Here is an 18,798-nt window from a genome sequence, read left to right on the forward strand (position 1 = left end):
CCCCGTTTTAATGTCTAAAAAAAGGGTGGGAGCAAGCTCCCACCCAACCTGACATGGTGTAAATCCCTGTAAGCCATGTTTTGTACCACCCAACCGTTTCAGGCAAACGGCTGACTGGCAGTAATCATCTATCTCGAGAGTTTCCTCTCCCCCCACATTTCGTTCATTTCCATATGTGAAGCGCCCCTACCAAAAGTTTGGGTTGCCCGCTCGAGGGGTTTACCGCGTTCCACCGCCTAAGTTTCCTTAGACGTATCGTCACTGTGGCACTTTTCAGGGATACTAGGGCATAGCCGAAGCCGTAGCCGTGTTTTCCCGCCGTAACGTTATTGCTAACGTCCCCCGGCTTATTTTTTCACCGAGCACGAACACTACAGACATCTCAGTCTGTGCGAGCATGGACTTTCCTCAGCCGACAAAAGCCGACCGCGATTACTCAGGATTTACACCAGTCTTTATAATTCTACAAACGATGTGACTCGTTTGGATCATTATCTAATTGTGAACCGAAAACGTGCCGTTCCAAATTGGAGAGCCGCTTCAAGATATCCATATTAGTGGCACTTGAAGTGGGTTGGCTGGTCGTCGAAGCTTGCCGTTGACTACCGCCCACTTGCACTTGCTTCGTGAGCTCATCAACTTTCGCCAACAACCGTTCGTTTTCGTCTTGAAGCCGCTGATTCTCCTTAACAAAGGTGTCATAGTCCTTAATGACGTTGTCTAAGAAACTATCAACATCATCTGGATCGTAACCACGCATCTTTTGTCGAAATTGCTTTTGCAAAATTTCCTTGGGAGTGAAATTAACGTTTTCCATTGATCTTTACACCTCGTTGTCTTATCAAACCGGCAATTAATATAATACCAGTTTTCATTCGATTTGGGAACCATTATTTAAATTTTCTTGATATTCATTGGCACTTTCTTGTAACCAATCCATATCGATTAGTGTTAGGGGGTAAGTATGTTGCTCCTGAAACTGCGTCACAGCGCGGTAATCATACTTCGGTTTCCCTTCAACCTCTAAATCATATACCATTACGGCCTCGTCTGTATGGGTCAACATAAATTCTTGATAGTTTCTTAACTGTTGGGGCCCATGATAGGGTTGCTCGCTAACGGATTGGTGAAAATCAACCTGACTGGCCAGGGTCGCATACTGGGCCTGATTGCCTTCATTCCAATTACCACCAAATTCGGCGAACGGCGTCATCATGGCGACCTTCAGCTCCGGATAATCCGCTTTGAGCTTCAGTCCCACCTCGGCAGCCCACTGCTCAACGCCCAATTGGCCACCGGTAATCAGCCAATCCGTTCCCGACTCTACCTTATTGATCAACAATTTACGCAGGGTATCTTTGATAACCAGGAGTTTCGGGTCCTGATTCCCAAAAACACTCAGTTCATAGCTCCGATACCCCGTTAACCAAAGTCAACTCACCAAACTACCCCCTTTTTGACTGGTCTATTCAAGTGTAGCGAAAATTGGGAGTGGACGCAATTAAAATAATTAAGTTATAGGAAAACAATTCTCAACCGAACGTTTGGGAGTTTTTATTTCACGGTCACCTTGGTATAATGTCAATAACTGGGCCACAAATGAAAGCCAGCTTTCAATAAGGAGTGAGGAGTCAATGACTATTCGGTATCCCAATGGGAATGCCTACCAAGCGCCAGTATCAGCTACGCGGCCCAAGTTTGCCAGCCACTACACCAACTATGGTAAACGGGGTATGACGCTGGAAGAGGAATTGAACCAGAGTAATACCTATTATCAGACGCATGGGCTCGCCGTCGTTCACAAGAAACCGACCCCCATCCGTATCGTCAAGGTCGATTACCCCAAGCGAAGTGCGGCGGTCATCAAGGAAGCCTACTTCAGTACGGCATCGACCACCGACTACAACGGTGTCTACCAAGGACACTACCTGGACTTTGACGCCAAGGAAACGAAGAACAAGGGGTCATTTCCACTTAAAAATTTCCATCAACACCAGATTGATCATATGCGGGCCTGCACGGCTCAAGGCGGTATCTGTTTTGCCATTATCAAATTCGTTAGTCGCCAAGAGACCTACCTGTACCCCGCTGAAGATCTGTTTCACTTCTGGGATGACCAAGCTAACGGTGGGCGCAAGTCCATCCCCTACACGGAGATTGCCGCTAGCGGTATCAAGCTCACCGCGCAGCTTCAATTGCCGGTGCCCTATCTTAACGCCGTGGACCAGCTGCTAAAGCGGTAGCTGACACGTTTAAACGTAAAGGAGATTACCATGTCTAGTAACAATTCAACCAGAGAGACCCGGATGAACCGCAACGCTGAGCGTAATCCGAGTCCAACCGGCAAATCCGGCGGGCCCAAACGACCGCGCAACGGTTGGCGGACCTTCCGCCGGGTACTTTTCGTCATCGTCGCCATTGGCGTCTTAGGAATTTTGTTCGGTGCCGGATTGTTCTTTTTCTACGCACAAAGCGCCCCAAAGATTTCACAGTCCGCACTATCCAGTGATGCTTCTACGCGGGTCTACGATGCCAACGGAGCCGTCATTTCGCGTCTAGGTGCCCAGAACAGAAGCTACGTGAAGTCTAGCAATATTCCGGACGGTCTGAAACAAGCCGTCGTCTCCACCGAAGACCGACGCTTCTACAAGAACAACGGGGTCGACCCCATCCGAATCGTCGGGGCCGCCCTCGCTAACGTCACCGGTTCCTCACTGGGGATGCAAGGTGGGAGTACCTTGACGCAACAGCTGGTCAAGCTCTCCGTCTTCTCCACGGCCGCCTCGGACCGAACACTCAAGCGTAAGGCTCAGGAAGCCTGGTTGGCCTTAAAGGTCGATCACAACTACTCTAAGGATCAAATTCTGGAATACTACATTAACAAGGTCTACATGGGTAACGGGGTCTACGGGATGCAGACGGCCGCCCAGTATTACTACGGTAAGAACCTCAACAGCCTGGACTTGTCTCAACTCGCCATGCTGGCCGGGATGCCACAGTCCCCAACTAACTACGATCCCACTACCTACCCCGCACTAGCCAAGAAACGGCGGGATCTCGTGTTGGACGCCATGGCCAAGAACAACGCGATCACCTCAGCACAAGCCGCACAGGCCAAGACTACCAGCATCAAAGCCGGCCTGTCCAAGACCCACAAGTCAACGGCCGTGGCCAGTGCCAAGACCACCAAGGTCATCGACGCCTACCTTAAACAAGTTTATGCTGAACTCAAATCCAAGGGCTATAACACCACTACCGGCGGCCTGAAAGTTTACACCAACCTCGATATGGGCGCCCAAAAGAAGCTCTACAACATCGTTAATGGCAGTAGTTACGTGAACTTCCCATCTAGCAAATTCCAAGTTGGCTCGACCATTGTTGATCCAAATAACGGGAAGGTTGTGGCCATGATTGGTGGCCGGAAGACTGGTAACGTGACCTTCGGGCTGAACCGGGCCGTTCAAACCGACCGGTCCAGTGCCTCAACCGCCAAGCCCCTGATGGACTACGGTCCTGCCATCGAATACCTCAAGTATCCGACGTATGAACCCGTGAAGGATACCGCGTTCACGTATCCCGGCACGACGAAGAACCTTTACGACTGGGACCGTCAGTATCAAGGGACCATCACTATGCGTAAGGCCCTTTACGAATCACGGAACATCCCCGCTATTCGGACTCTCCAAAACGTAGGCATCAAGAAAGCCACGACCTTCTTGGACGGTCTCGGGATGTCCTTTGATAAGACGTTAACCTTACAAAACGGGATTGGCCTGTACATCTCAACCGAGCAGGAAGCCGCGGCCTACGCCGCCTTCGCCAACGGTGGAACGTACTACAAGCCTTACCTGGTCTCTAAGATTGTTACCCAGGATGGCAAGGCCCACAACTACGCTTCGACTGGCAAACGTGCCATGAGCGCAGCGACCGCCTTCATGTTAACGGATATGATGAAGGATGTTATGACCAATGAAAATGGGTCTGGACGCTCCGCTGCCATTTCCGGCCTGTACCAAGCCGGGAAGACCGGGACAGACTCCTACCCTGACGATTACGCGGACAAGGTTCCAGACGGTGCCACGATGGACTCCTGGTTCACTGGTTACACCAAGAACTACGCCGTTTCCGTTTGGACCGGATACGATAAGCAGTTCCAGGCCGGTCACTATGTCAGCGAAACCCAGACCACGATTGCTCAAGAAATTTACAAGTACACCATGAGCTACCTATCCACCAAGAGCACCAATACCGACTGGACTAAGCCAAGCACGGTCACCCAGACTTCACAGAACGGTAAGACCGAGTATTACGTTACCGGTCATCCGGGTACCGTTACCGACGCAACGGCAACTAGTCCATATGGGTCCACGAATACCACGAGTTCTTCGGTCTACAGCAGCAATGGTCAAGTCACGACCAACTCCAGCAGCTCGAAGACTGAGTCATCCACCACTGAGTCCAGTACCAGCAAGGAATCTTCCAGTACGGAACAAACGCCTGGCGGTAACAATGGGAATGACGATAACGACACCACGACCAATTCAAGTTCCACGAACACATCATCCGCAACAACCACGAAAAATAAGGATGATAACAAAGATTAACTGATCGTCAAACACAAAGGGCGCCACCAGTCATCTCAAACGAGATTGACTGGTGGCGCCCTTTTTCAGTTAGCATAGTGTATCCTAAAGGTCAGTGATCAGTTAACTTAAAAATCGGCACGTCCGGAATATCATTACCCGGCGTTGCGGTTGGCTTCGATGATGGCCGCGGATTTTGGCGTTCCTTGTCACGCTGGACCTGGGCGGCCGTCTTCAAGTTCTTCTTTTCCCAATTCAATAGAATTCGGTCCATATACTTGAGGCTGTATGCCTGGCTCAGGACGGCCTCCTTCAGAGCAAGTTGAATCAACTCTGGTCGGTAGTGGTCATCGTCCAGCCACTGATTGATGCTCTCCATCTCGAGAGGCGACAGTGGCCGGCCAAACTCCGTCTCGATCTGATTAAACACAGTTGATCGGTCGTTGGTGGCTGCCGCCTTGACTTCTCTTTGCGTGGTCTGAACAGCCAGTTGGCTCAATTTCTCCGTTAACAGCCGGAAGTCATAGGCATCGCGTTTCTGCCCGTTGCCGTCTGGTACGCTGGTAATCACCATGAGTTTATTCGCAATCAGCTCGTGTAAGATCTGGTAGACGCGTTGCTTGTCCCACCCCAAGTGAGCCGCCATGACATCGGCTTCAGGCATCGATTGCCCCCGATCCATGTAGCGTCGTAGTTGGAGAAAGACCAACAGTTGGTCGGTCGTCATCCCCACTTCGCGAAAATGATCGAGCAAGTAGTTGGCAATGCTCGTCTGTCCGTCTTGAATGTAGCGCTGTGTAAAGTCTTCCATGAAAGGTCCCCCTGATTCTAAAACTTGTCGTTTGAATTTCGGCATTAATTAAGTTGACCGATTAAAGGCAAGAAACGACCGAACCCGCTTGCAGTTCGATCGTCTCACCAACTCTTCTAAAACACGTGTTAGTCCGTTTAGTTTAAGCGTTCATAAACGCCTTGAGCCGGTCTACCGCCGTCTGCAGCGTGTCTAAGTCCGTCGCGTAGCTCAGCCGGATGTGTCCTGGTAAACCAAAAGCTTCACCGGTGACCGTGGCCACGTGTGCCTCATTCAGAATCAACGTCACAAATTCTGCGGTCGAGGTCACACCCTTTAAGGCCATCGCGCCCGTCACATCGGGGAAGAAGTAAAAGGCCCCGGCCGGCTTGGCCAATTTAAAACCTGGTAAAGCCGCCAATTGTGGATAGATCACATCACGCCGTTGCTTAAAACCGGCCTTCATCTGAACGACCGACTCCTGACTCCCCGTCAAAGCTGCTGTAGCCGCGGCCTGACTCACGGCCGCCGGATTTCCCGTCATGTGGGACAACACTGTCTTCAGTGCGCCCACAATCGCTGTATTCGCCACGGCGTAACCAATCCGCCACCCAGTCATCGCGTAAGTCTTCGAGACCCCGTTGATCAACACGGTATGGTCATCGATAGCCGCTGAGATGCCCAGCATGGAGGGCGCTGCCGTCGTTTGATCATACAGCAGTTCCCCGTAAATTTCATCGGCAACAACAATCAGATCATGAGCCACCGCGAAATCGCCAATCGCTTGTAGTTCAGGCTGCGTATAGGTCGTCCCACTCGGATTCTGTGGCGAATTCAAGACAATGGCCTTGGTTTCCGGCGTGAGTGCACCGGCTAACTGGTCGGGCGTGACTTTAAGGCTAGCCGTTGGCGCCACCTCGACTGGTTGGCCACCAGCCAGCTTGACCTGTTCGCTGTAGCTGACCCAGTATGGTGCCGGTAAGAGCACCTCATCGCCAGGATTCAATAGCACTTGAAACAGCGCATAGAGCGCCATCTTGGCACCAGTCGTCACCACTACTTGGCTGGGATCGACCTGCACACCATGCAAGGCGGCTAGATTCGCCGCAATCGCTTGCCGCAAGGGTAAGACCCCTTCCGTTGCCGTGTACCCATTGACTTGGTCGGCCTGAATCGCCGTAACCGCCGCCTCCTTGATGGTCTGTGGCGTGGCGTAGTCTGGCTGACCAACGCTTAAATTAATGACATCAATGCCCTGTGCTTGCAAGGCTTGGGCCCGCTGACCGGTCGCCAACGTTGCCGAGGGACTGACTGCTGAAGCTCGCTTAGACAATTGCATGTGAATCCGCCTCCGTTAAACGATTATGTAGGACCACCCGCACGACAGAGTTGTTGTGCGGGTGGCGTTTATTCAATGGCCAAGCCGACGCCAATCGCCGCCTCGGTCATCACAATTAGATATTAGAAATTTGTTGTAATACTTTACCATTACGATACTCATACGTCAGGTAGCAGAGCTTGCCACTCTTATTCAAGTAGCTGATCTGCCAAGCCGGTTTGCCATTAAACATACTCAACGCCGCCGACAGAACCTTCTTCGGATTCCGATTCCAAACGCGTTGAAGAGCCGCATTCCGAGAAAGGCCCTCGCTTTGTTTGAGCACCGTCACATTATCCCCTGACTTGGGCACAATGGCGTAGACAGCCTGCTTGGCCTTATTCTTCCCAGCAACCGTGTAGTAAGTCGTATCCAGATTCGTCCAGTAGAACCCACTGGTGCTGGTCAGGTGGCCAGACTTCTTAGCGACCGACTCGGCCCGCGTTTGGTCTTGGCTGAGGGGTTTCGTGGCTTTATTGATCACGTAGCCCGCGCTCAGCAACAGCACGAGGATCACGATTAACACACTGAGTAACACCCAATGCCGTGGTCGCTGGCGCCGCTGATATTGTTGTCTCATCAATTTTCCATCGTACTCCCTTGTCAGAATTCAATCTTGTTCAATTATATCAAACTTCTGGCGGCGTCACCGGCTTGGCCGGCTTTTTTTCGAAAAAATTAACTAAACCTTGGGAAATAGCCGTAACATCCCCTGTCGTCCGCGGCAAATCAGCTGGCAGTGCGCGCAGGATGCTTTGACCGTAGTGACGCTCAATCAACCGTTGATCCAGAATCACAATGGCACCACGGTCCGTCGGCGTCCGAATCAACCGGCCCACCCCTTGCCGAAGCTTCAGGGTAGCCGCGGGTAAGGCCGCGTTGTAGAATGGGTTCTTTCCCGCCGCCTCTAACCGTGCATAATCGGCCTTCACGAAGACCCGGTCCGGTGAATCGAACGGCAACCGCGTCACAATCAGCAATTCCAGTTGTTCGGCAGGCAGATCAATGCCCTCCCAGAAACTAGCTGCCCCTAACAAGATGGCGCCGTGACTGGTGGCAAAACGTTTAGCAATTCGTTCCCGACTGCCACTGATGCCTTGGGCGAAGATCTCCCGTTGGGCAAACTCGGGTTGTTCGACCAACTGCTGGTAAACTTGTTCAATAACACTCAGGGAATTAAATAGAATCAGGGTTTGCTTATTGACGGCCCCCGCAATCTGACTGATCGCCGCGGTTAGGTAGACCACATAGTCTGCCGGTGCCACGCGGCTCAGTTCGGGACCCGTGTCGGCAATGAATAACTGGGCTTGCTCGCTGTAGTCAAAGCTTGACCGCATTCGGTGAGTCACAGTCTCATCCCGGTCCAAATCAAACTGGTCCAGAATGTACTGAGAACGACCGGAAGAAAAGAGGGTTGCCCCCGTTAACAGAACTGGCTGGAAGTGCGCATAAATTTGGCGACGCAGGAAACCCTCAGTTGCCAACAAGCCACTTGCAAATTGTAAACTGTTACGGTCACCCACATGATTGATGGTCACCCAAAAGAGACTGGCCGTATGGGTCTTCGTCACCTGAGCAAAGATGTCTTGTAACTGCGAGACTTCGTCATCAAACTGATGAATTCGCGTATCAACCTGTTCGAATAAGTGGCGTTCGGATGCCGAAAAGCGGTCCTGCTGGCGATCGAAGCTCTGCCGTAGTCCGCCTAACTGGGCTAACAGATCGGTCGTGTCGCCCACAATCGTCGCAACCAGTGGATCGGTCTGCGGACGCAAGGCGTCGAGTTCTTCAGTTGGAATTAACTTTTCAATCGTTTGGTTCTGATTGTTCCCTCGTTGGCGGGCGAGAAAGGCTAGGAACAACTGATTAACCAATTGATTCAGCGTTTCTTCTAGCTCTTCACTCAGTAGCACCAACCGATGTAACGTGTTGGTTGCTTGCGTATCACCGGTGAACAGCGCCAACAGGCTCGGACCGATCTCCCGGTTAATATCGCGTTGAATATGGTGCAACGCATTAGTCAGTTGGGCAAATTTAATCTGGGTTCGCCGCTGTCGCAAGGTGTTCTCTGCCAGATGTTGAGCTTCATCGATGACCAGATATGGCCGATCGAGGCGCTCACCTAAGTCACTGGCATGCTCGCTAAGGTAGGCGTGATTGACGATGATTACTTGAGCCTGCGTCATCTGCTGATCCCGCCGTCGTAAGAAGTCGTCCTCATAAAACGGATTATCTTCACGAATCGTTCCCTCATGGACGACCTCTTGGAAGTACGGTGCTCGGTACGTAGCTAAATGCAACTCATCCAAATCACCGGTCGTGGTCATCGTCAACCAAACCAGCAGGCGGAGCTTCAGTAGCTGCGTTTGCTTCGAGGTTTCCGCCACTTTCAAGGTCGCCGCAAACTTCTGCAAGTCTAGGTAGTGGCGACTCCCCTTGACCAGCACCGCATTGATCTGAAACGGCACGATCTGATTGAGTAGTGGCAAAGTCTGGTCCAACAACTGTTCCTGCAGAAGCGTTGTCGCGGTACTGATCACCACCGTTGGCCCTTGCTGATTCAGGTAAGCCATTGGCAATAGGTAGCCCAGACTCTTCCCAATCCCAGTTGGCGCCTCGACGATCATCTGCTTGACGGGATGCTGGTCGCTGTTAGCATAATTATTGTAGATGTAATTCATCATTTTAGCCTGTTCCGGCCGCCATTCCAGGTTGTCCGGCATCAGCTTTTGCTTCTGTTTCTTGGTCTTAGGATACTTGACCGGTTCCGCCAAGGTCGTTGCCGGTAGCGCTGACGCGTGTCTCAGAGCCAAGCCATTCTTAATGTACAGATAGTCTGGCAGCTTCCGAGGCTTCTCATGATTCAGCCGCATTGCCACGTCAAAAAGTGCCGCCGTTTGTAGCGGTAGTTCAGGGTGCAAATCAATCATCTGTTGCAGTGTGACCAGCGGCAAGGCCCGCAACCGCCGAAAGAGGAAAATAAAGAGTTCTGCGGTGGCACTGGCATCGCTGTCCGCGGAGTGCGGATTGTCATGCTCAATGTTGAAGAGACTACTCAAGTCACGAAGACGGAAACTAGCCGCCGTAGGAAGTAGAATCTGACTGAGTGAGACCGTATCGAGGCCTTCAATCGTCAGTTCTGGATACCCCACCCGAGCAAATTCCGCATTGATAAAGGGTAAATCAAAATTAACGTTGTGGGCCACGAAGACCGTATTGGTCAGCTGGCTGTACAACGTCGCGGCAACGTCGTCAAAGAGCGGCGCGTGACGGACTCGTTTGTTCGTAATTCCGGTCAACCGTGAAATCGACGCGGGGATCTCCCGCAACGGATTCACATCGGTCTCAAAGTGATTAATAATCCGATTATGTTGGACGAAGACGCACCCGATCTGGATAATGCGGTCGCCATCTGTCACACTGGTTCCGGTAGTCTCAATATCGACCACCGCGTAAACCGTGTCTTTATCCATAATATGCTCACCAATTTCTGCATAATTGCGTTAATAACTGGCACTATGATACACCACTTGAGCCAGTAGCGCTACTACGGTCTCGGTCTAAATATGGTCCAGGCAACACTGTCGCTGCACGCCGCCTCCGGATGCCCAGGGTTCCGCCTGCTGTGGGGACCGGTGAAAGCCTAAGAAGGCGGTCTTTCACCTTGACTTGAAGCCTTGCCAAAGTCCAGCAAGGCTTCAAGCTCATCCCATGCCGTAAGCACGGGTAAGACCAAGCGCCCGTCCTAACGGCATCGTCACGGCCGGCTACACCCTCGGCCTCCTATGGCTACAACAGTTTTCTCGCACCTCTTATCAATGTGCCACCATCATTATCTGATTTTCGATTTTCAAACAAAACTGCTGGAGGCCGGATGCTCTTCGATTTCATCTGGTCTCCAATAGCAACAAAGTTCCTAACTACCGCAAACAGCCACCAATTATCCGCACTTTCTACTGGATTTTGCCGTTTTTTCGGGAAACTTTCTATAGAAAGGGTTAATTTTTCGTAGTTTTACGAATTTTCGGCGGCAAAACTAGCGCAATACCAATCAGTAGAGTATGATATTCTGGTAGGAAATTTAATGAAGAAAGTGAGCGAGTGACCTTGGGTAGAACCGTCAGCGGACAAAGTAATGCCAAAATTATTCTTATTGGTGATCATAGCGTGGTCTATGGCCAGCCTGCGATTGCCCTGCCACTACCATCCGTAACGACTAACGTTGCGATGCGGTCAGTGACCGCCGGACAACGCCTGACTAGCCGGTATTTCGACGGTCCCATTTCCCAATTGGGTCAAAACCTGGCCGGCGTTGCCAAGCTGATTGACACCTTGCTCACCCGTTTTGACGGTCACGAGACGCCGTTTGAAATGAATATCACCAGTGATTTACCGGCCGAACGTGGCATGGGATCTTCTGCGGCCGTCGCCGTGGCGATTACCCGGGCCATGTACGCTTTTTTTGACCGCCCGTTGAATCGCGATCTCTTGCTGGCCAATGCCGAGATTGCAGAGAAGATCACCCACGGGAATCCCAGTGGTATCGACGCCGCAACGGTCAGTTCGGACGTCCCCATCTGGTTTGTCCCCCACCAAGAAACGACGCAGATTCCTTTCGCCTTGCAAGGATACTTAGTGATTGCCGATAGTGGCATCAAGGGGCAAACTGGTAAGGCCGTTTCTGCCGTGGCTCGGCGGAAGACGACGTTGCCCACCGAAACGGATTTACAAATTCAAACGTTGGGCCGCTTGAGTGGTGAAGCCCGAACGGCACTGGCTAAGCCCGACCTAACCCGTCTGGGAGCCATCATCAGTGAGGCACAAACACAGTTACGCGGTCTGGGCGTTAGTTCACCCGAACTGGACCACCTGACGCAGGTCGCCACAGCTAACGGTGCACTGGGCGCCAAGCTCACTGGTGGCGGCATGGGTGGCTGCCTCATCGCCCTGTGTCCCGACGTGACCACCACCCAGCGCGTCCAGCAAAGCTTAGTCGCTGCTGGCGCCACGGCAACGTGGATCGAAGCCTTCAACTTAGAGGAGGAACCCGAATGAACGCACCCGTAACCGCAAGAGCCCACACCAACATTGCGCTAGTCAAGTATTGGGGCAAGGCCGACACCGAGTTGATGCTGCCCCAAACGAACAGTCTTTCACTGACTCTCGACCAGTTCTACACGGATACTACGGTCACATTCGATGACCAACTGACTGCCGATGAGGTGACCGTCAACGATCAGTTACTCTCGCCGACAGCAGCTAAAAAAGTACATAACTTTCTCAACTTGGTGCGCCAACAAGCTTCGCGCACCTCTTTTGCGCGAGTAACTTCCGTGAATCACGTGCCAACCGCTGCGGGATTGGCGTCCTCGGCCTCCGCTTTTGCGGCGTTAGCCGGTGCCGCCAGTAAGGCTGCCGGCATGAACCTCGACAAGACCGCCCTGTCACGACTTGCACGCCGTGGTTCCGGTTCCGCCACTCGCTCCATCTTTGGCGGCTTTGTCGAATGGGAAGCAGGTCACGATGATCTCAGTTCCCGTGCCGTTCCCCTGATTGAAGAGGTAACCTGGCCAATCGCCGTGGTGGCACTGGTCTTGGACCCTCACCACAAAAAAGTCAGTTCACGTCAAGGGATGCAGAGTAGTGTGACCACCTCACCGTTCTATCCGGCTTGGAAACAGGTGGTTGCCGATGACCTCGACGCCATCAAGCCCGCCATTCGGGCGCAGGACTTCACGACGATGGGGGAAACGCTGGAAACGAACGCCATGCGCATGCACGCCCTGACGCTCAGTGCCTGGCCACCCTTTAGCTACTTCAACGGCGATACCCTTATCGCCATGCAGATGGTCAAAGGACTCCGAGCAGCCGGCCTGGAATGCTACTACACCCTAGATGCCGGTCCGAACCTGAAAGTCTTCTGCCAGACGGCGGACGTTCCCGCGATTCAAGACCGTTTCGCCCGCCAGTTCGGGAGCGACAACGTTATTGTGGCCCACCCAGGACCTGGTATTCAGTTTCTAAACGAAGCCTAATCGCTTCAAAACTTAAACTAATGACAAACCATAAAAAATATTAACTGTTACAGAAGGGACCTGATTTTTTGATTTCCGCGCAAGCACCCGGAAAACTCTATATTGCTGGTGAATACGCCGTGGTTGAACCGGGCTATCCGGCCATTATTGTGGCCTTGAACCAATTTGTGACCGTCACAATTACCCCCAGCCACGACTATGGACGTATCGCCTCCAAACAATACCAAGAGAACTCCCTCTACTGGCAACGCCAGGGAACCGAGCTCGTTTTTGACAACCGGGATAACCCCTTCCACTATATTCTGTCGGCCATTCGATTGACCGAACAGTACGCCCAATCATTGGGCAAACCCTTAGCTATTTACCATTTGAACGTCAACAGTGACCTCGACAGCGCCGATGGTAAGAAATACGGGTTAGGATCTTCCGCTGCCGTCACTGTGGCGACCGTGAAGGCTCTGTGCCAATTCTACGACATCGAGATGCCTAAGGACCGGCTGTTCAAACTAGCCGCCATCGCGCACCTAGACGTCCAAGGTAACGGCTCTTTGGGTGACATCGCTGCTTCCGTTTACGGCGGTTGGATCGCCTATCAAGCCTTCGACCGTGACTGGCTGGCTTCCGCACGCCGTGAGATTAGTCTGACCGACCTGTTGACGATGGATTGGCCCGGCCTACAGATCGAGCTCCTGACGCCACCAGAGTCTTTACGCCTGATGATCGGCTGGACCGGTACGCCGGCTTCTACCTCCCATCTCGTCGATAAGGTTGCCCTCTTTAAGGCCACCCGCCGTGACGACTATCACGCCTTTCTGCGAGAAAGTAAAGCTTGCCTACAACGGATGATTGCCGGTTTCCACGATCAAGACCTCGACGCCATTCAAAAAGAAATTGCCGTCAACCGGCAACTGTTGAATCAACTGGCCAACTTGAGCCACGTTACCATTGAAACGAAACTACTGAGAACTATGTGCGATATCGCCGTTCATATCGGCGGTGCGGCTAAGTCTTCCGGTGCCGGTGGTGGTGACTGCGGTATTGTCATCATCAACGCTGCCAAAGACCTGGCCAGCCTGCTCAAAGAATGGGAACACCGCGGTATCGAACCATTGAAACTAAACGTCCATCACGTGATTGAGTAAGGAGACCACTTATGGCACAACTATCCCGCCACGCCCACCGGAAGGACGAACACCTTTCGCTGGCTGAAAAATTTTATCAGGAACACGCCGCCAGTCAATTCGACCAGTTGCGGTTCGTGCACCAGAGTCTGCCAGAAATGGCGGTCAGTGATGTGAGCCTGCAAACGCAGCTCGGACCGCTGACGCTACCCGTGCCGTTGATGATTGAAGCCATGACCGGTGGGAGTCCACGGACGGGCAAGGTCAACGCTATGTTGGGTCGGATTGCCGCCGCCACGGGGATGCCCGTAGCCAGTGGTTCCCAGAGCATTGCGCTCAAGGATACCGCTGCTGTCCCCACCTTCACCGTGTTACGGGAAAACAATCCCGACGGTCTGGTCTTTGCCAACATCGGTGCCGGTCACTCGGTAGCCCAAGCACGAGCAGCCGTGGCCATGCTGGCGGCAGATGCTCTGGAAGTCCACGTCAACGTGGCCCAAGAGTTGGTCATGCCCGAGGGTGATCGCGACTTTCACTGGTTGGATGAAATCGGTGAAATTGTGGCCGCACTCGACGTTCCAGTGATCGTCAAGGAAGTCGGCTTCGGAATGGCCCACGAGACGCTGGCACAGTTGGCCAATGTCGGCGTAAAGTTCGTTGATCTCGGCGGCCGTGGTGGGACAAACTTCGCGCAGATTGAAAACTTCCGCCGCCCGGAAAAGGAACTCAGCTACCTGGCTGGTTGGGGGCAATCAACGGTCGAGTCCCTGTTGGAAACACGACAGGCCCCAGAATTAACGGTCATCGCGACTGGTGGAGTTCGCCAACCGCTCGATGCAGCCAAAGCCTTAGCCTTGGGCGCATCGGTGGTTGGAAGTGCTGGTCAAGTGTTACACAGCTTAATCAAGACCGATGAGGCCACGACCACGCAAATGCTGCTGGAGTGGCAAACCGGACTCAAAACGATTATGACGTTACTTGGTACTCGCAATTTGGCGGCACTCCGGGAACAGCAGCTTCTTTTGTCCCCCGAATTAGAGAGTTATTGCCGACAACGCGGCCTAACGCAGTAGCGCTTTTTGGCCCTTACAAACATTAGAATTTAGAAAATCCCCATAGCAGGACAAACGTGGTTGTTACCAGCCAGTGTTGCCGTGCTATGGGGATTTTTTTAACCGGTTAAACCAACAAACTACTTAATTCTGTAAATCTTCATCGTAAACCGTAAAGCGCAGGCCCTTAGGGAAGAAGTTCTTCACCGTCGTACCAACGACTTTACCGAAACCAACCGGCTGGCTGTCACACGTTAATAGGTACCAGCCCTTCTGTGGCGCCGTTGCCAACGTGAAAGTCTCGCCGTGAACCCAGGCCCGCCACTGATCTGTAGTGATGGCCAGCATCTGGGTCACCATTTGCGGGTCACTCGCCAAGGCCAACGCATAAGCCGGCTCGAAACGGTTCTTTTTGAACGTTCCTAAATGTAAGCCGGGCCGGAACACGTGGCACTTCTTCAGGTTAGGTAGCCCAGCTGGTACGGCAAATAGTTGATCCTTGACGGTGATTAAATTATCAAACGAATCTTGCCCCAGAACTTCAGTTGCAAAGGCTTGCCACAACTTTCGTTGATCACCCGTCAACGGCGTGCCCAACTTAGCTTGGCCGTGAATGGCTGGCGCATCACCGGCGTCACGTTCGAGCTTCGCCACAAAGTGACCCTCACCCTTCATCAGGTGCGGGAACAGACGTGCTGCCTTCTTGAGTTCCGGATTACCGTTGGCCCATTCTGGACGAGCATCCACGACACCGCCGACCTTCTTGATCGGCAGCAGGTGGAACTCTGGGAAGTTATCCAACACCCAGGCCATCATCTGTTCATCTTCCTCGGGTGCAAAAGTACACGTCGAGTAGATCAGTTGACCACCAGGCTTCACCATCTTCAAAGCTTCCGTCATGATTTCACGTTGCCGCGTTGCACAATCCTGAACGTAATCGAGGGACCAGTAGGACATGGCATCGGGATCCTTGCGAAACATCCCTTCACCAGAACACGGCGCATCAACCAATACCTTATCGAAGTAATCGGGGAAAATTGGGCTCAGTCGATCTGGAGATTCATTTAAGATCAAAGCGGACCGCACACCAAAACGTTCAACGTTTTCTGCGAGCACCTTGACCCGTTTGCGATTGATTTCGTTAGTCACTAGCAGGCCAGTTCCCTGTAAATAACTGGCCAAATGGGTCGTTTTTCCACCAGGTGCGGCACACAGGTCAAGAACCTTCTCACCCGGTTTTGGGGCCGCCGTAGCACCGACAAACATCGCGCTCGGTTCCTGACTGTAAACGGCCCCGCTCTGATGCATCAACGTCCGTCCACCGACCGTCCCAAAATGGCCAAGCGGCTCGTAAGGGACTGGCTCAGCCGTGGTTAATTTCGTTGGCAAGTCATGATGGGCTGGATTGACCCGGTAGCCACTCAGACTAGGGGTGTCAAAGCTCGCTAAAAAAGCATCGGCTTCTGTGCCCAACAGGTCGCGGTACTTCGTGATAAAGTCTTCAGGTAAATTCACCGTTATTCCTCCATTTTGTATCTTACAATTAATTTATTTGCTATATACATAATGCTAATTCGCTCAAATTCACTCTGCCTATTATACCCGTTTCGCCCCGTTAGCACTACCCCGGAGCTGGGTGAAATGGATGCAAGTCGCACTGAGATATGTTACATTAAGAGGGTTACTTTACGCAATTTACACGACTCTAAACCACTAATGCGAGGTGTTCTCTGTTGGAACGAAAATTAATCGCCATCGACCTTGATGGTACCACTTTAAATGCGGACGCCCAGATCTCTGCCAAGACGAAAACCGTTTTGACTCAGGCGCGCGAAGCCGGTCACATCGTCAGTATCGTGACGGGGCGGCCGAACCGCATCTCCGCAAACTTTTACGATGAATTACATCTGGATGGACCCATGATCAACTTCAACGGGAGTCTGGGCCACATCCCCCACCAACACTGGGATGATGAGTACCAGTACACGTTCAGTAAGGATGTTGCCTTCGATCTCTTGGCTCACCGTGCTGAGCTGGGTATCAACATGATTGCCGCTGAGGGCAAGAACCTCTTCTTGGCCGCTCGCGACCATCCCGTCGAAGTTGGCTTCTTCCCAACAGTCCTGCAGTCCAACGAAATTTTAAATCAAAAAACGCTTCAGCAAAATCCCATCAGCCTGACGGTCGCCGTTGACCGTAGCCACGAGGACCACCTACTGAGCTATCTGCGCCACAACTTTAACGATGTCGTGGATGCAGCACCATGGGGCGGACCTAACGCCGTGGTTGAATTGGGCGTCAAAGGGGTTCAGAAGGCCACTGGTGTTGAAGCGCTGGCTCACCACTACCAAATTGACCGGAAAAATATCATTGCCTTTGGCGACGAACACAACGATGCCGCAATGATCGATTACGCCGGTTGGGGCGTGGCCATGCAAAACGCCACCGCACCGATCAAGGCACTGGCTAACGACATGACTGCCCGTGACAACGACCACGACGGTCTGGCCACCTACCTACAAGACTATCTCAAACTAGCCGAATAGCTGTGATACGAAACGCGTGAACTCGATTGGGGGCTCACGCGTTTTTTGATGATCTGCTTAAAAGTAGTCACCTGCGGCAGTTAGGGATTCTGCCGCTTCAGTTAGTCCTCAAGATATGACGTCATTAACTTCTGATAGAGTTCCGTGAAGTCCAGGTACATCTGTTGATCCACATACTCATCGACCTGATGCGCCGTCTCGTTACCGGGACCAAAGACGATGAACGGATAATTATGCCCCTTATCCTTTAACAGGTTGGACGCGTCGGTAACCGCCGGTAATGCCAGCTTGGGTACGGGTGCACACGCATAGGTCGCCCCAATAGTGGCCGCCAAGTCACTCAGCGGATTGTCCTTAGGCTCTTCAACGGGCGACTGGGACATGTAAATATCCATGGTCACATGGCTACCCTGTTCATTTTCCTGCGTTACCAGCTGCTGTAAGACTTGTGTGACTGTGGCATTATCGAATTCGGGAATCGTCCGAATATTCATTTCCGCCGTGGCCACTGCCGGAATCGAGTTAACCTGGTCACCACCATTGAAAACGGTCGTATTGAAGGTTAACTTTCCGAGAGCAGCGTTCACGCGGTCAGTCTTTCGGAAGGCTTCGTTTGCCTGACCCAGCAACGACAGTAGCGGATCAATTGCATTTTGACCCAGTTCGGGCATCGAGCTGTGTGCCGCCTTGCCCTGTGAAGTCAGCTTAACGTCCATAGACCCCTTATGGGCGGAGAAAATGTGATAGCCAGTGGGTTCACCGATAAGCAGGCCATCGACATCATCCATGTGACCAGCCTCATAAAAGGCCTCAGAGCCAGTCTCGCCGACTTCTTCACCCACGGTTGCCATCAGTCGAATTGTCCCCTTTGCGGGCTGTCCGGCCGCATGAAGCTCGATCATCGCGATGACCAGCGCCGCGAGTCCGGCTTTCATGTCCGTAATGCCACGACCGTAGAGCTTCCCAGCCCGGGCCGTGACTTGAAACGGATCGGATGACCAGGCGTTAACGTCGCCCGGCGCAACCACATCCATGTGACCAGAAACGCCAAGCACCGGATGCCCGGAACCGATTTCCGCAATCAAGTTAGCCCGCGAATCGCTCAAGGGAACGAGCTGGGCCTGAATATCATGTTGGCCTAACAACTGCTGGAGATAGGTGGCCACATCGGTCTCGTGATTATTGACCGATCGAATCGCCACCAAGTCCGTGAGAATCTGTAATTTCTGTTCATCTGTAAACACTGCCATCGCTGATTCCTCCTTAGTTAAGTCGATTTTAACGCAAATAATT

General features: G+C 52.5%; 14 protein-coding genes, 1 other RNA gene and 1 pseudogene. 7 read left to right on the forward strand and 9 right to left on the reverse strand.

Translation table 11 applies throughout. The features are described 5' to 3' along the window. Window positions 1–64 precede the first annotated feature (64 nt). The 3 genes and pseudogenes from rnpB to ACEPSU_RS07220 form a co-directional block, all read right to left on the reverse strand. An RNA gene (gene rnpB, locus ACEPSU_RS07210) (RNase P RNA component class B) lies at window positions 65–444 on the reverse strand. A gap of 19 nt (window positions 445–463) precedes the next feature. Continuing rightward, window positions 464–817 carry a cell division regulator GpsB gene (gene gpsB / locus ACEPSU_RS07215; RefSeq protein WP_020089276.1) on the reverse strand — a complete coding sequence of 118 codons (354 nt, stop codon included), beginning with the start codon at window positions 815–817 and terminating at the stop codon, window positions 464–466. A 54-nt stretch (window positions 818–871) separates the two neighbouring features. Further along, window positions 872–1,432: pseudogene (locus ACEPSU_RS07220) on the reverse strand (DUF1273 domain-containing protein); the annotation flags it as partial. A gap of 202 nt (window positions 1,433–1,634) precedes the next feature. On the opposite strand from ACEPSU_RS07220, the gene recU reads away from it, so the two are divergent. Next, complete coding sequence (gene recU, locus ACEPSU_RS07225; protein WP_020089274.1) at window positions 1,635–2,243, forward strand: Holliday junction resolvase RecU; 609 nt, start codon at window positions 1,635–1,637, stop codon at window positions 2,241–2,243. Window positions 2,244–2,273: 30 nt separating this feature from the next. Beyond that, window positions 2,274–4,604: a transglycosylase domain-containing protein gene (locus tag ACEPSU_RS07230; RefSeq protein ID WP_395320874.1), complete on the forward strand. Its 2,331-nt coding sequence runs from the start codon at window positions 2,274–2,276 to the stop codon at window positions 4,602–4,604. A gap of 91 nt (window positions 4,605–4,695) precedes the next feature. Here the strand turns inward: ACEPSU_RS07230 and ACEPSU_RS07235 are convergent, their stop codons facing one another. The 4 genes from ACEPSU_RS07235 to ACEPSU_RS07250 all read right to left on the reverse strand — a co-directional run bounded on the left by ACEPSU_RS07235 (window position 4,696) and on the right by ACEPSU_RS07250 (window position 10,224). Further along, window positions 4,696–5,394, reverse strand: coding sequence for a DnaD domain-containing protein (locus tag ACEPSU_RS07235; RefSeq protein WP_395320876.1), 699 nt, complete (start codon window positions 5,392–5,394; stop codon window positions 4,696–4,698). 142 nt (window positions 5,395–5,536) lie between these two features. After that, window positions 5,537–6,712 (reverse strand): pyridoxal phosphate-dependent aminotransferase, encoded by a 1,176-nt coding sequence (locus ACEPSU_RS07240; protein WP_395320878.1) that lies wholly within the window; start codon window positions 6,710–6,712, stop codon window positions 5,537–5,539. 115 nt (window positions 6,713–6,827) lie between these two features. Next, window positions 6,828–7,331 carry a DUF5590 domain-containing protein gene (locus ACEPSU_RS07245; protein ID WP_020089270.1) on the reverse strand — a complete coding sequence of 168 codons (504 nt, stop codon included), beginning with the start codon at window positions 7,329–7,331 and terminating at the stop codon, window positions 6,828–6,830. Between the two features lie 49 nt (window positions 7,332–7,380). After that, window positions 7,381–10,224, reverse strand: a complete 2,844-nt coding sequence (locus tag ACEPSU_RS07250) for a helicase C-terminal domain-containing protein (RefSeq protein WP_395320880.1) — start codon at window positions 10,222–10,224, stop codon at window positions 7,381–7,383. A 634-nt stretch (window positions 10,225–10,858) separates the two neighbouring features. Here ACEPSU_RS07250 and mvk point away from each other — a divergent pair. From mvk to fni, 4 genes are all read left to right on the forward strand, one after another. Next, on the forward strand, window positions 10,859–11,806 hold the full coding sequence (gene mvk / locus ACEPSU_RS07255; protein WP_395323630.1) for a mevalonate kinase: 948 nt from the start codon (window positions 10,859–10,861) through the stop codon (window positions 11,804–11,806). Next, window positions 11,803–12,786 carry a diphosphomevalonate decarboxylase gene (gene mvaD, locus ACEPSU_RS07260; RefSeq protein WP_395320882.1) on the forward strand — a complete coding sequence of 328 codons (984 nt, stop codon included), beginning with the start codon at window positions 11,803–11,805 and terminating at the stop codon, window positions 12,784–12,786. Before mvk ends, mvaD begins: the two co-directional genes overlap by 4 nt. 68 nt (window positions 12,787–12,854) lie before the next feature. Next, entirely contained in the window at window positions 12,855–13,928 is a 1,074-nt protein-coding gene (locus ACEPSU_RS07265) for a phosphomevalonate kinase (RefSeq protein WP_395323314.1), read from the forward strand. A gap of 11 nt (window positions 13,929–13,939) precedes the next feature. Then, a complete protein-coding gene (gene fni / locus ACEPSU_RS07270) occupies window positions 13,940–14,980 on the forward strand; it encodes a type 2 isopentenyl-diphosphate Delta-isomerase (RefSeq protein WP_395320886.1) in 1,041 nt (346 codons plus the stop codon). 123 nt (window positions 14,981–15,103) lie between these two features. On the opposite strand, the gene ACEPSU_RS07275 is transcribed toward fni, so the two are convergent. Continuing rightward, entirely contained in the window at window positions 15,104–16,474 is a 1,371-nt protein-coding gene (locus ACEPSU_RS07275; RefSeq protein ID WP_395320888.1) for an RsmF rRNA methyltransferase first C-terminal domain-containing protein, read from the reverse strand. A gap of 218 nt (window positions 16,475–16,692) precedes the next feature. Here ACEPSU_RS07275 and ACEPSU_RS07280 point away from each other — a divergent pair, with 218 nt between their 5' ends. Next, entirely contained in the window at window positions 16,693–17,505 is an 813-nt protein-coding gene (locus ACEPSU_RS07280; RefSeq protein ID WP_395320890.1) for a Cof-type HAD-IIB family hydrolase, read from the forward strand. 101 nt (window positions 17,506–17,606) lie between these two features. On the opposite strand, the gene ACEPSU_RS07285 is transcribed toward ACEPSU_RS07280, so the two are convergent. Continuing rightward, window positions 17,607–18,755, reverse strand: coding sequence for an ArgE/DapE family deacylase (locus tag ACEPSU_RS07285; RefSeq protein WP_395320892.1), 1,149 nt, complete (start codon window positions 18,753–18,755; stop codon window positions 17,607–17,609). Between the last annotated feature and the right edge of the window lie 43 nt (window positions 18,756–18,798).

The organism is Levilactobacillus parabrevis, assembly GCF_044051715.1.
GTDB lineage: Bacteria > Bacillota > Bacilli > Lactobacillales > Lactobacillaceae > Levilactobacillus > Levilactobacillus parabrevis.

Excerpts from the sequence above, each read along its gene's own strand:
- ACEPSU_RS07240 (WP_395320878.1), bottom strand. The coding sequence starts at position 6,712 with ATGCAATTGTCTAAGCGAGCTTCAGCAGTCAGTCCCTCGGCAACGTTG.
- ACEPSU_RS07285 (WP_395320892.1), bottom strand. The coding sequence starts at position 18,755 with ATGGCAGTGTTTACAGATGAACAGAAATTACAGATTCTCACGGACTTG.
- mvaD (WP_395320882.1), top strand. The coding sequence starts at position 11,803 with ATGAACGCACCCGTAACCGCAAGAGCCCACACCAACATTGCGCTAGTC.
- ACEPSU_RS07250 (WP_395320880.1), bottom strand. The coding sequence starts at position 10,224 with ATGGATAAAGACACGGTTTACGCGGTGGTCGATATTGAGACTACCGGA.
- recU (WP_020089274.1), top strand. The coding sequence starts at position 1,635 with ATGACTATTCGGTATCCCAATGGGAATGCCTACCAAGCGCCAGTATCA.
- ACEPSU_RS07230 (WP_395320874.1), top strand. The coding sequence starts at position 2,274 with ATGTCTAGTAACAATTCAACCAGAGAGACCCGGATGAACCGCAACGCT.
- ACEPSU_RS07235 (WP_395320876.1), bottom strand. The coding sequence starts at position 5,394 with ATGGAAGACTTTACACAGCGCTACATTCAAGACGGACAGACGAGCATT.
- gpsB (WP_020089276.1), bottom strand. The coding sequence starts at position 817 with ATGGAAAACGTTAATTTCACTCCCAAGGAAATTTTGCAAAAGCAATTT.
- fni (WP_395320886.1), top strand. The coding sequence starts at position 13,940 with ATGGCACAACTATCCCGCCACGCCCACCGGAAGGACGAACACCTTTCG.
- ACEPSU_RS07245 (WP_020089270.1), bottom strand. The coding sequence starts at position 7,331 with ATGAGACAACAATATCAGCGGCGCCAGCGACCACGGCATTGGGTGTTA.